The following is a 12,666-nucleotide window of genomic DNA, read 5'->3' as shown; positions in this document are numbered from 1 at the left end:
TAAGTTTGAAATCTAAACTATAACTTTTATTCATAATTAAACACCCCAAAAGTTGAATTTTGTAGGTTCAACTTTTGGGGTGCAGTACACAAACCAATGCTGTGCCACTCATTTTTATATCAGCGATGTTTATTTTGTTTTACGTGTAACATCTAATTCAGTTTCATATTCAGGTAAAGCTCTCTTGAAGAGATATTCGCCATTACGTACTGAAGCAAGGCAGTCTGAACGGCGTCTTTGTGCTTCAAATACTGTCGGCGCATCAACGACGATGAAGTTCGCTGGTTTGCCTTCATCTAGACCATATTCATCTTCAATACGCATTAATTGCGCACCATTGTAAGTGATAAGGTCAAAGTTGCGCGGGAAGTCTTGTTCGCGCATTAATTGTGTCGCATGCAGACCATTGTCTAAGATATTCATAAGGTTGCCTGAACCTGCCGGATACCATAAGTCCACAATTGAATCTTGTCCGAAAGCAACGTTGATATCATTATCTACAAATTCTTTCACGCGTGTTAAACCGCGGCGTTTAGGATACGTATCTTGACGTCCTTGCAAGAATAAGTTTTCTGTCGGGCATGATACAAAGTTTAAGCCAGATTGACGGAATAAGCCCATCATTCTGAATGCATATGCATCATCTGCTGAACCGAATGAGCATGTATGTGAAGCAGTAGTGTATGGACCATAACCTTGTTTCATTGCTTCTGCGTTCAATTGTTCAAGGTAGCGTGCTTCTGCATCATCTGTTTCATCACAGTGTACGTCAATGAGTTTGTCATACTTAACCGCTAAACGAACAATTTCTTTTACTGATTCCGCTCCGTCTTCAGGACTCCACTCATTATGCGGAATACCTCCGACACAGTCTGCGCCAAGCTGCAGCGCTTCTTCTACTAAGTCGCGGCCTGTTTTGCCGTCTTCTTCGAATGAATACATACCGTTTTGCGGGAATGCGACTACTTGAATTGTAATATTGTCTTTTAATTCATCTCTGATTTCAATCGCAGCTTTAATGCCTGTTAAGTTCGGGTCTGTACAGTCCGTTTGTGCACGGATATATTGTGTACCGTAACTTGCGACATCATTGATAGCTTTACGCATACGTTCTTTCATTTCTTCTTTAGTTGTACCTTTTTTATAATCATTCCATAAATCAATCGCTTCAAATAACGTACCTGATTCATTTTTGATTTTAGGATCTTGTCCAATAAAGTAGTAATCTAAATGCAAGTGTGAATCAACATAAGGCGGTAATACTAAACGTCCTTTCAAGTCAATCACTTCATCCGCTTCTCCTAAGTCTTTACCGATTGCGGCGAACTTGCCATTCTCTACTAAAATTTCAGAAGCATCATCATGCTTGTAAATAGTTGCGTTAATAAATTTTTTGCTCATATAATCCCTCCATCTCTCTCTTACCAACATAAACAAAAAATTATTCAATGTTCTTAATAACACACTTCAATTCTATCAACATATATGGGATTAAAGAAACTTAACGCATTGAGCAAACGCATATTTAATGCACTTTAAAGCCTATAGACAAATAAAGAAGCAAGATAAGAAGCAACAAGCATACTTCTTATCTCACTTAACATTTGAGAGGCGCTTAATCTATGTGCGAACGTCCGATAAATTATTCAATTAAATAATATTGCGGGTTAAGATAAACATTTGTCAGCTGACCTTCATGTACATCAAATGCAATATAGCGTCCGGCTAAATTATAGAACATAGTGCCTGAGTCTTTTTGAGTTACAGCATCACCCGTTTTGAAATGAGTAGGCGGACCGTATACCTCTTCAATTTGTGATTTTGTGATGCTATGGCCTGGGAATTCTGCAGATACTACTTTACCTGAATCTTTCTTAATAAATAACACTTGGTCATAAACCATTGTAGAAGTTAAATTACCAGCAGGGACTTCGCTGAAATCAATTTTGTGTCCATTGAACGTTACATTATCGTGTTCAATAGCTCTCTTAAAATTCGGATCCAAAATGAAGCTTGAGTCATTACTTGCATAACCCGTGTAGTTATAATAAGGTTGTTCACTTTCGGCATATGCTGCTTGAGAACCAACGTCAATCGGGGATGCTAGGCTTGCGCCAAGTACGGTTGTCAAAGTTACTCCTGTCGCTATAATCACCTTTTTCATGATTAACACTCCTCGTATTTTGATAACCTCTCATCCTCAGATTACAATAATATTACAAATGTTACAAATAATTTCATTAATCCCTTATAAAGCACTCTTTTACGTTTAAATTACATTGTGCAAAACTTATATAACAATATATTAAAAGAGCCTAGTAAGTCGGAAGCTTACTAAGCTCTGAATTAAAGGCTCACAAATGGTAGTTGTGAAACTTTAACGAACCTTAATAGTTCTATAACTTCTGTACTGTCTTGGCAAATAAGTACAAGAGTTGTTTTTATCATTTGATTGATAAAGTTCTCCTAATTTATTAGTTAGATTAAATTAAAGTTGCTGAATAGTAGAAACCAAATTTTAATTGTGCATCTTCTAAAGATCCTTTTGCATAGTAACCTTTTCCTTCTGTACCGATACAACCAATTAATGGATTAGACAATAAACTCAACATATCTCTTACTTCTTGCTTTGTAACTGGAGCTTCTTTGAATAATTCATCTTCCTTTATACATATATATATTTCTCTTTCAGTTAAAAAACCTTCTGTAAAATCATCATCACTGTTTTGAATCAAAGCCTGTAAAATTAATTGAAAAAGGACCTTTCTTCTTTTCATGCTCATATAAATATCATCTAAAACACTTATATTCACTTTCCCTTTTTGATTAAATAATTTTTTATATTCTAACGCTTGTAGTGGATACTTTTGATGCTTTTTAACTAATTCTTCTAAATCATTAATATCGATTAACAAAATATGGTGATTTTCAGCATATCTAAATACCCTTTCTCCATAAAACGTTTTTCCTACAATCGCTATATAATCTGTTTTATGTTTTTCTTTATGCTCTAAAAGAGCATCAAAATTAATCATTTTATCAGTTATTTTTCCATCTCTATTCGTTTTTGCTTCTATCGCGACCTTATACGCAAAAGTAGGTACAGTAGGAGCTGTTAAAACTATGTCAGTTGTTCCTGGTTTTGCTTCTAGTTTAGTTTTAAAACCTAACATTTCAAACATTTTTTCCAGCATTTCCTCAAAGTGATGTGGTTTCGCTGAATTCACTGATGCTAACCTTGTTTCTTCTATGATACCCAAATAATTTTCAGTACCTTTTTCTTCAACTTTCGTTTGTTCACTTATTTCATTATTTAGTTGAAAATCAACCTTTTCAACTAATACTTTCAACAAATTTTCTCCCCTTTTCGAAAGTTTGATTGATTTACCCTTATCATTTATTATCAATTGTGCGATTCTTAGTAATGATAAACGCTCATTAATTCTGTCTTTATTGTCGCTGGACATTCCATATTTTGTTAAACCAGCAACCGCTAATTCATTGGAAGTTTTAGGTTCATTGTTCAACTCAAATAGAATTTCTAAAATATATCGATAATTTTTTTGCAACAAAAATAACAGAGCTATTTCTGGAGTATCCGTTTCATAAAATTTCATTCCGGTTTCAGTTGTTTTATATACTTTCTCCCCAACGCGATCTAACAAGCCGAGATTTGTCATGAAAGTTAAAAATCCATTTATTGATGATTTTTTTGTATCAGTTTTTCTTTTAAGTAATTGATATAGATTATCATAATCGATAATTTCTGTAGAAAATTCTAATACACTAATAATAAGAGGAATAGTATTGCTTTTACCACCAGGTACATACCCTAGTGTATACTTTTTTTCATGGTTATCTTTCAAATTAATATTCAGTATCCATTCACTTAAATCTATACTTTTTTCGTCTTGAGTCTTATCTAAAACAAACTTTTTTATATCAATCGGCGGAGTGGGGGGATGAACTTTTAAAAATTGACTTCCTTTTTTACTTATTTCATACTGTTGCTTAAAACTCATAGAATTTATAAGCCCTAAATCTGTAAGCCATGCGATTCTCTCATGTACTTGCCCTGTTTGTTTCCACGTAAAATTATAATTAGCATTTGCATCTTCTAAAATTTCTTTTGTCTTTTTAGGAGTATTAAGGAAAAATAGCATTTCTGATATATATTTGATGTTTTCGTATAGAAACTTTCCTACTTTTTCATCAAACTTTGGTTCTTTCCAATTTTCTAATACTTTACAAATCTTAACTTCACTTTTTTCATTTAAATATATTAATTTGTAACTTTTCAAAATATTAATATAATGATCTAAAGTATGATCAGTGTCACTGCCTGTTATCCTAATGACTTCATTACTGGGCCTATTTTTTTCAATAGCGTTAAAAATTATTTTTAATGTATCCAAATAACCTAACTCTGTTTTTGCTCTTGGAATTCTAGGAAGAGCACCCAATTTTTCACTCCATAATTTTTTCATAATTCCACCCCATGCTATTAATTTTCTTTATTCTCTCACAACAGGCAATTTTGTTCTATTAAATACAAAATCTTCAGCAATGTTTCCATAATCATAACTATGTCTTGGACTTAAAACTTATTATATTTAAAAAAATAAATCATAATCTCTGCTATATAGAATGAATTAGAGCCAAAGCGTTTTTATACACTTTGGCTCCTATTTATTTTGATTCAATCATGGATGACTTACTATTAAACTCATGTCACCTTTAAAAGTAATATCTAAATCTTCTGAGGTAATGATAAAGTGTGTGCCTTTTTCTATATGGTTTGTTTCTCCGTCTATAATAACCTCTCCGCTTCCCTCAATCACAGAGACCAAGCAGTACTCGTAAGGCTTTTCAAATGTTAACTCACCTTCAATATCCCATTTCTCAACGGTGAAGAATGTGTTTGAAACAAATTGTGTATAGGCTTGTCCATTACGTGTTTCATGTTTCGGCGTTGTATTAGGATTAGTTTGTTTAACATCAATGACAGCTTTACTTTGTTCTAAGTGTAATTCACGTGTATTGCCGTTTTTATCTTTACGATCATAATCATAGATACGATATGTTGTATCTGATGATTGTTGCGTTTCAAGTATCATAATACCTGATCCGATAGCATGAACGGTACCTGCAGGGACATAGAAAAAGTCGCCTGGTTTTACTTTTACTTTATGGAACAAAGCATCAAATGCTTTATTATCAATCATGCGTTCCAGCTCTTCTTGGTTATCTGTATTCACACCGTAAATAATTTCTGCATCTTCTTTTGCGTCTAAAATATACCAACATTCAGTCTTACCGTAACCTTCTCCATGTGCTTGTGCATAAGCATCATCAGGATGTACTTGTACAGATAATTTATCATTTGCATCTAATATTTTTGTCAGTAACGGGAATTTATTTCTTTTGTCATTACCGAACAATGCTTTATCTTCTTCCCATACTTGTTCTAACGTTTTACCTTGGTGCGGACCATTTTCAATTTCATTTGATCCATGCGGCAAAGCTGAAATTGCCCAACATTCGCCTGTTAAATCATTTGGAATATCGTAATTAAATTGTGTTAAAGCCGAACCGCCCCAAATGCGTTCTTGAAATACTGGTTTTAAAAATAGTGCCATACGTTATCATCCTTTATATTGCTTTTAAAATGTCGTAGATTTCATCTTTCGTATCTGCATTAATCAATCTGTCTCGTGTTGCGTCGTCCATAAGTGTTTTAGAAAGTCTTTGTAATAACTTAAGATGTGTATCGTTACTGTTATTCGGTACGACGATTAAGAACACAATCTTAGGCAATGTGCCGTCCAGACTTTTCCAGTTCACACCGTGTTTGTTTTGTAATACTGCGACTACAGGTTGTTTCACTGCATCTGATTTCGCGTGCGGAATTGCGACATTCATACCAATAGCTGTTGTAGATTCAGATTCACGTTTTAATACTGATGTTTTAACTGAATCAAAGTCTTCAACATAATTTTGATTTTTCAGTTCTGTGATTAATCGATCAATCACATCATCACGTTTCATTTCACTGTTTGTTAATTCGATTAAGCTTTTATGGAAAACACTGTTTTCCTTTGTTTCTTGTGCAGTTGTGTCTGCATGTACCGGCTCTGTTTGTGTGTGAGCCTCTTGATTATCAGAAAGTTCTGTTGTTGCACCTGCCCCATCAAGTACAGCCGCTGGTGCATTTTTTTTGAACAATAATACAGTTGCTGTTGTGATTAAACTACCGATAATGACAGCAATGAAGAACCATAATACGTGCTCAATGCCACCTAACACTGCAACAATAGGACCGCCGTGTGCGACTCTGTCTCCTACGCCGCCTAAAGCTGCGATAGCTGCAGCGACCATAGCGCCGATCATGTTGGCAGGGATGATACGAAGCGGGTCTTGTGCTGCGAATGGAATAGCACCTTCTGTGATACCGAACAGACCCATCGTGAATGAGGCTTTACCCATTTCTTGTTCTGAGTTATTGAATTTACGTTTTTGAATAAATGTTGCTAAACCTAAACCGATTGGCGGTGTACATACTGCAACCGCAACCATACCCATCACTGCATAGTTGCCTTCAGCAATTAATGCTGAACCGAATAAGAAAGCAACTTTGTTGACGGGGCCGCCCATATCAAAGGCAATCATTGCACCGATAATCAATGCCAGAAGGACAATATTGGCTCCTTGCATGCCTTTCAACCAGCCTGTTAACGCTGTGAATACACCAGAAATCGGTGCACCTATAATAAATACGAAGATTAAACCGACCACTAATGAAGCTAAAATCGGGATAATGATAATCGGCATAATCGGTGCCATAGCTTTCGGCACTTTGACGTTCTTAATCCATTTCGCTACATAACCTGCGATAAATCCGGCTACGATACCGCCTAAGAATCCTGCACCTGCTTCACTGCCGTAGAAACTTCCGTCAGCTGCGATAGCACCGCCGATCATACCTGGAACTAACCCTGGTTTATCCGCAATACTATAGGCGATATAACCTGCTAAGATAGGGACCATAAAGCTGAATGATAAGCCCCCGATTTTTTCTATAGATTTCCAGAATGAATCATCTGGAATAACTAAACCTTTTGCGGAAGGTTCTCCTCCAAGTGTTAAAGCAATTGCAATCAGCAAACCGCCGACAACGATAAACGGAACCATGAAAGATACACCGTTCATTAAGTGTTGATAAACCATTTGCACGCCGCTTTTCTTCTCTTCTTCTTCATAACTTTCATCGTCTGAAGCACCTTCGTGATGATAAATACGTGCATCTTGATCAATAATGCGTTGAATTAATTGTTTAGGATGATGTATCCCTTCTCTTACGTTTTCGTTAATCAAACGTTTTCCATTAAAACGCGATAAGTCTACTTGTCTGTCAGCTGCGATAATAATACCGTCTGCTTCTTTTATTTCTTTAGCTGTTAATACGTTTTCAGCACCTACGCCGCCTTGTGTTTCAACTTTAATCTCTACACCCATTTCTTTGGCTGCTTGTTCTAATTTTTCTTGCGCCATATATGTGTGTGCAATACCGTTTGGACAAGACGTAATTGCTAATATTTTCATCCGAATCACACTCCTTACCTTGATTGTAAGCGGTAACAAAGAGGCATAAAAAAAGATAATTACCGTTACTACCGGCAATTATCCTTGAATCATTTGTATTAATTTGTTTTTGAATGGCTGGTCATCTAAATAAAGTAATTCATCCATTGTATTTTCTTCAAACTGTGCAATCGTTTGAATGATGCGTTTCGTTAGTTGAATATCATTTTTTGTAGTCGCTAAGAAGAAGACCATTTTGACTTGATGTTCTTTCCAATAGAATCCTTTTTGGCTTTTGAATATCAGTACATGAGACTTCAACACCTTTTCAGGATTCCCGTGCGGAATAGAAATTTGATTACCGATATATGTGGAAGACATTCTTTCACGTTCTAAAGCACTTTCGATATAGCCTTCTAAAACTGCATGATTCTCACCTAGAATCATTTGTGCCCTTTCAAAAATTTCAGCCATATTGAACGGCGTATCGCCCTCAGCTTCAACTATGAAGTTCACACCCGCTATTTCATCTGCTTTCATTGCAGGTTTCAACTTCTTAGCGGTCAGCCTTTCCAACTGATGTTTATCATCTTCGCTGAGCAGCGGTGATACTTGAAGCAGTTCTGCATCCTTGGGCAAATGTTTGATTTTGATATCATGCGTTGTGATTAACAAATCAATATCGGAGAAATCGTATTGTTCAATATCTTCTAATCTAATCGTATCTTTGACAACAATGTGCTCGTTTAATTTTGATACTTTTGTCGCAAGCAGTTGAGATATACCAATACCGTAATAACAAGCAATGACGACATTTAAATGATTTTGTTCATTACGGTCTATAGAAGATTGAAAATGAATCGTTAAAAATGCAATTTCGTCTTCTGAAAGCTCTATCCCGGCATCTTCTGACATCTGTTGGCCGATGTCGTAAAGTACGTTGAAAATAAAAGGATATAAGGTTTTGATTTCTTTCGTAAGCGGGTTGTTTAAATAGACTTGTTTCATAATTCTTAAATACGTACGTCCAAAATGAGAATATAAGTTTTCTCTTAGTATTTTGTCTTGAGTGAAACAAACACCTATACGCTCTTCCATACGCTCTATCATTCGATTGATGTAACTTTCAATAAACAGTTTTTGAACCCCTAAATCAAACTTATTGAAGTGATAACTGATAAAGAAAGAAAACAATTGAGTGGTTTGCTTATTAAGTGTGTAGCTGAGTTTATGGTTGATCTCTTCGATAATTTGCTGGGCAATGGTTAAAGCTTCTTGATTTAAACCGCCTAAATATTCATCATTTCCTCTTCGCTTTATAATCAAAATCAAATGGATCAGCAATTGTTCAATTTGGATATCTGACGTATTAATCTTAAACAGCTTCAAATTGTCTTTAATAATCTGTGCGATGGTTTGTACATGTGCATTAGGCAGTTCATTTAAAATCAAAGCTTCTACACGATGATTGTGTGTAGACAGCTGATTCAAATGTAAAATGGCATTGTTGAGGTCAGTCTGACTTCCGACTACTTCAATGCCTTTGCGCGGCTTTAATTTGATAGCTACATCAAACTTTTCGCACCACGCTTGAATGCGGCTGATATAATCTAGAACTTCCTTCTTTGAAAGATGGTAGTCGCTTTCTAATTGATGGGTTGTTAGTTGCGTTTCATTCATTAACAGCTGATAACCTAATGTCACAAGAATTTTATGATCTCTATCTGTATACGCTTTGAGTTTTGTTTCAACTGTTTCAACGCTGTAAAGTTCAGTATTTAATTGGTAACCTCTCGATTTCACACTCACAATCAAGTCTTTCAAAAACACCGCATTCACATACTTTATATCATTACGTATCGTTCTGTTAGACGCGTTTAAGAAGGCAGCAACATCATCAGATGTTAAAAAATGATTGGCATTATTCACAAACAGCTGAATTAAATTAATTTGTCTTTCAATCATTCTAACCGCCTCCTCATGTTATTACATTTAGTGTAAGCCATTTCATAAGAAATACCTAATACTTAGATAAAGTACAATATTTCACATAAAATTCATAATTCTCCAAAATAATTATAAGTTATTATATTTCTGACAATCTAATCATGTTATTATACTCTTATTCAAAAGGAGGAGATTACATGCACCAAGCACGTAACAAAAGCACTTTGCAATTTATTTATACAGCAGTCATTGCTGGATTATTATCAGGGATTGTTAAATTAGGATGGGAAGTCATGTTTCCGCCGCGTACACCAGAGCGTAATGCGACCAACCCGCCTCAACAACTGCTTCAACAATTAGGTTTCTCACCTGATTTCACACATCAAACTTACCAATTTTCAGAACAGATGCTGCCTTGGGTCAGCTTTATCGTACATTATAGCTTCTCTATCGTTATTGCTTTAATCTATATCTACTTAGCGAAAAAATACAGTTGGATTTATGCAGGGTATGGTGCTGTCTTCGGTATCATCGTTTGGATCGGTTTCCACCTTGTACTTATGCCTTTAATCCAAACCGTTCCTGCACCTTGGGATCAACCTTTCCATGAACATCTATCAGAATTATTCGGTCATATTGTTTGGATGATGACAATCGAATTAGTCAGACGCTATGCTATTTATAAAGATAAAGCGTTAAAAGCTTAATATGTATCAAAACAGACTGCGTATCCTTTTATCGAGATACACAGTCTGTTTTACTTTATATTTACTTCACACGTTGCCACACAAGTTTTTGGTTACGGTTGTTACCATTCACGATAGTTAGGATGTCATCCTCAAGTGAGAATTCACGCGGTTGTGTATCACCTAACCATGTAGGATTCATACTTACTAACATAGTATGATATATGGTTGAATGTGCTTCGTCTATTTCAAAGTTGCCCGCATAAGCAAGATAGCCTTCAGCTGCTGTTGCCATTTCTTCTGTTGTACCTTTATGAAGGTCGCCTGAAGCATAAGCAGGTCTGCCTTGTTTCATTAATTGCGCTGACATATAGCCGTCAGGGTTATACATAATAAATCCTGTCGCATCTTCGCCAAATGGGTAATAGATGCTTCCATCTTCAGCAACATCTTGATATTTAACTAATTTCCATGTTCCTATAAGTTGTTCCATAAGTTGTGACATCAATACATTTCTCCTTTTATAAACTCAATTATGCGTTCATACCGCCTGATACACTGATTGTTTCTCCAGTGATAGCAGAAGCTTTATCAGAAGCTAAAAAGACAACTGTATCCGCAATTTCTTCTGGTTCTAATAAACGGTTCATAGGCATTTTGCCTGTAATGTGTTTTTCCATTGCTTCTTGTTCTGTAGATTGATCTTGTTCAGCCAGTTTTGCTAATTGATTTTCGATAAGTGCAGTGCGGACAGGTCCTGGTAAGACTGCATTGACTGTAATGCCGTCATCAACTGTTTCTAATGCGACAGATTTTGTAAAGCCGATTTGAGCAAATTTTGAAGCGACATAAGCTGATTTGTATGGGTCTGCATTTTCACCATGTGCAGATGAAATAACAATGATACGCCCTTGTTTTTGTTGTTTCATAAACGGCAATACATGTTTTGTCATTAAGAATGTGCCTGTTTGAATGACACCCAGTACTTTATTCCATTGTTCTAATGGGAAGTCCTCTGTTGCGGAAATATATTGAATACCTGCATTATTAACAAGCACATCAATAGAGCCGTAATTAGCATTAATATCTTTAACTGCATTTTCGACATGTGTTTCATTCGTTACATCTACAGTATAAGCGTGACCTTCTTTTAAGCTGTCTGCCGCTTCTTTAGCTTTTTCCTGACTCATATCTAATATAAAGACACGGTAACCTTCGCTATCAAAAGCTTTAGCAATAGCGTAACCGATACCTTGTGCTGCCCCTGTAATAATTACATTTTTCTTCATAAATCCATGCTCCTTATTTTTATATTTATCTGAGAGTTAATACGTTATTGGGTCTTCGTTACATCTCTATTCTCTCTTGTGTATGCTGATTTGTACAATACGCTTTTAACTATCAAATCTATAACAATTTAGTTATAGTAGACATCAATCATTGGTTAGGAAGTGGTCGTATGTATAAAGAAAATGCAAAACAATATTTAGAAGCGATTGCTGCAAATGGCAGTATTTCTCATGCCGCAAAACAACTCTTTATTTCACAGCCCTATTTAAGCAAGTTTGTTAAAGATATTGAAGAAGAAGCAGGCGTGCAGCTGATCGACCGCACAAATACACCTATTACTTTAACTTATGCTGGTGAACGCTATCTCTCTTATCTCGAACAAATGGAACAGCTTTTCCATCAAATGGAGAGTGAACTCCAAGAGATTTCAAACCTGAAGAGAGGACGCCTTAAAATCGGTGTCAATCCGATACTTGCATCCCATAATTTATATACTATCTTGCCGAAATTCATCAAAATGAATCCGGGTATCGACGTTAAGCTGATTGAAGACAATGCAAAACAAATCGAAAAACTATTAGAACAGCATGAAATTGATTTGAGCCTTACAATTCTTCCCATTGATAACGAAAATATCGACTATGAAGTACTGTATAAGGAACCTATTTACCTATTGATTCCAAACGATTATATGTTCACCAAAAATATTAAAACACCAGATTATCAATTTTCATTTTCTTACAGCGATTTAAATCATCAAAAGTTTATCGTGTTGAAATCTGATATGACATTAAGAAAAGTCATGAATCATTTCTTTAACACTTACAACATTGAACCGCATATTGTTATGGAAACCATGAGTATCGACAACGCATTAAAACTTGCAAGTGAAGGTTTAGGTATTACTCTTGTACCTGAAAGTGTTAAAAACAATAATATTCATAAAAGTGCCTATTACTTCAAGCTCGATATTCAGGAATACAATAATACAGTTGCTATTGCTTATCCTAAAAACAGAAAACTCACTAAAGCTTCAAGACGTTTTATTGACACAGCAATTCAATCCTTTAAGACAGATTTCGACTCCGAATCAACCTGATTATGTAAACCTTTTCATTAGAACTCGCTAAGTTAGAAGTTTACACTTATAGTGAGAACATAA

10 protein-coding genes are annotated in these 12,666 nt (G+C 35.4%); 2 read left to right on the top strand and 8 right to left on the bottom strand.

Translation table 11 applies throughout. The features are described 5' to 3' along the window. Positions 1-129 precede the first annotated feature (129 nt). The 6 genes from DVJ99_RS10710 to DVJ99_RS10685 all read right to left on the bottom strand — a co-directional run bounded on the left by DVJ99_RS10710 (position 130) and on the right by DVJ99_RS10685 (position 9,546). Positions 130-1,401, bottom strand: a complete 1,272-nt coding sequence (locus tag DVJ99_RS10710) for an amidohydrolase family protein (RefSeq protein WP_114604188.1) — start codon at positions 1,399-1,401, stop codon at positions 130-132. Between the two features lie 241 nt (positions 1,402-1,642). Further along, positions 1,643-2,164, bottom strand: a complete 522-nt coding sequence (gene isaB, locus DVJ99_RS10705; RefSeq protein ID WP_114604187.1) for an immunodominant staphylococcal antigen IsaB family protein — start codon at positions 2,162-2,164, stop codon at positions 1,643-1,645. Positions 2,165-2,483: 319 nt separating this feature from the next. Beyond that, positions 2,484-4,487, bottom strand: a complete 2,004-nt coding sequence (locus DVJ99_RS10700) for a restriction endonuclease (RefSeq protein WP_114604186.1) — start codon at positions 4,485-4,487, stop codon at positions 2,484-2,486. Positions 4,488-4,703: 216 nt separating this feature from the next. Then, a complete protein-coding gene (gene manA, locus DVJ99_RS10695) occupies positions 4,704-5,639 on the bottom strand; it encodes a mannose-6-phosphate isomerase, class I (protein WP_114604185.1) in 936 nt (311 codons plus the stop codon). 13 nt (positions 5,640-5,652) lie between these two features. Further along, the gene (locus DVJ99_RS10690; RefSeq protein WP_114604184.1) at positions 5,653-7,602 is read right to left on the bottom strand and encodes a fructose-specific PTS transporter subunit EIIC; all 1,950 of its coding nucleotides are present in this window, start codon (positions 7,600-7,602) and stop codon (positions 5,653-5,655) included. Between the two features lie 78 nt (positions 7,603-7,680). Next, positions 7,681-9,546 (bottom strand): BglG family transcription antiterminator, encoded by a 1,866-nt coding sequence (locus DVJ99_RS10685; protein WP_114604183.1) that lies wholly within the window; start codon positions 9,544-9,546, stop codon positions 7,681-7,683. Between the two features lie 179 nt (positions 9,547-9,725). Between DVJ99_RS10685 and DVJ99_RS10680 the strand changes: the two genes are divergently transcribed. Continuing rightward, positions 9,726-10,235: a YagU family protein gene (locus tag DVJ99_RS10680; RefSeq protein WP_105994022.1), complete on the top strand. Its 510-nt coding sequence runs from the start codon at positions 9,726-9,728 to the stop codon at positions 10,233-10,235. Between the two features lie 61 nt (positions 10,236-10,296). Here the strand turns inward: DVJ99_RS10680 and DVJ99_RS10675 are convergent, their stop codons facing one another. Together DVJ99_RS10675 and DVJ99_RS10670 are read right to left on the bottom strand one after the other, a co-directional pair. Further along, positions 10,297-10,719 (bottom strand): lipocalin-like domain-containing protein, encoded by a 423-nt coding sequence (locus DVJ99_RS10675; RefSeq protein ID WP_105994023.1) that lies wholly within the window; start codon positions 10,717-10,719, stop codon positions 10,297-10,299. Positions 10,720-10,747: 28 nt separating this feature from the next. Further along, positions 10,748-11,503, bottom strand: a complete 756-nt coding sequence (locus DVJ99_RS10670) for an SDR family NAD(P)-dependent oxidoreductase (protein WP_105994024.1) — start codon at positions 11,501-11,503, stop codon at positions 10,748-10,750. Positions 11,504-11,673: 170 nt separating this feature from the next. On the opposite strand from DVJ99_RS10670, the gene DVJ99_RS10665 reads away from it, so the two are divergent. Continuing rightward, positions 11,674-12,603 (top strand): LysR family transcriptional regulator, encoded by a 930-nt coding sequence (locus DVJ99_RS10665; protein ID WP_114604182.1) that lies wholly within the window; start codon positions 11,674-11,676, stop codon positions 12,601-12,603. Positions 12,604-12,666 lie beyond the last annotated feature (63 nt).

It is taken from the genome of Staphylococcus sp. EZ-P03 (assembly GCF_003344575.1).
GTDB lineage: Bacteria > Bacillota > Bacilli > Staphylococcales > Staphylococcaceae > Staphylococcus > Staphylococcus simulans_B.
Note: the sequence above shows the minus strand (reverse complement) of the source record. Positions and strands in the feature narration are given on the sequence as shown.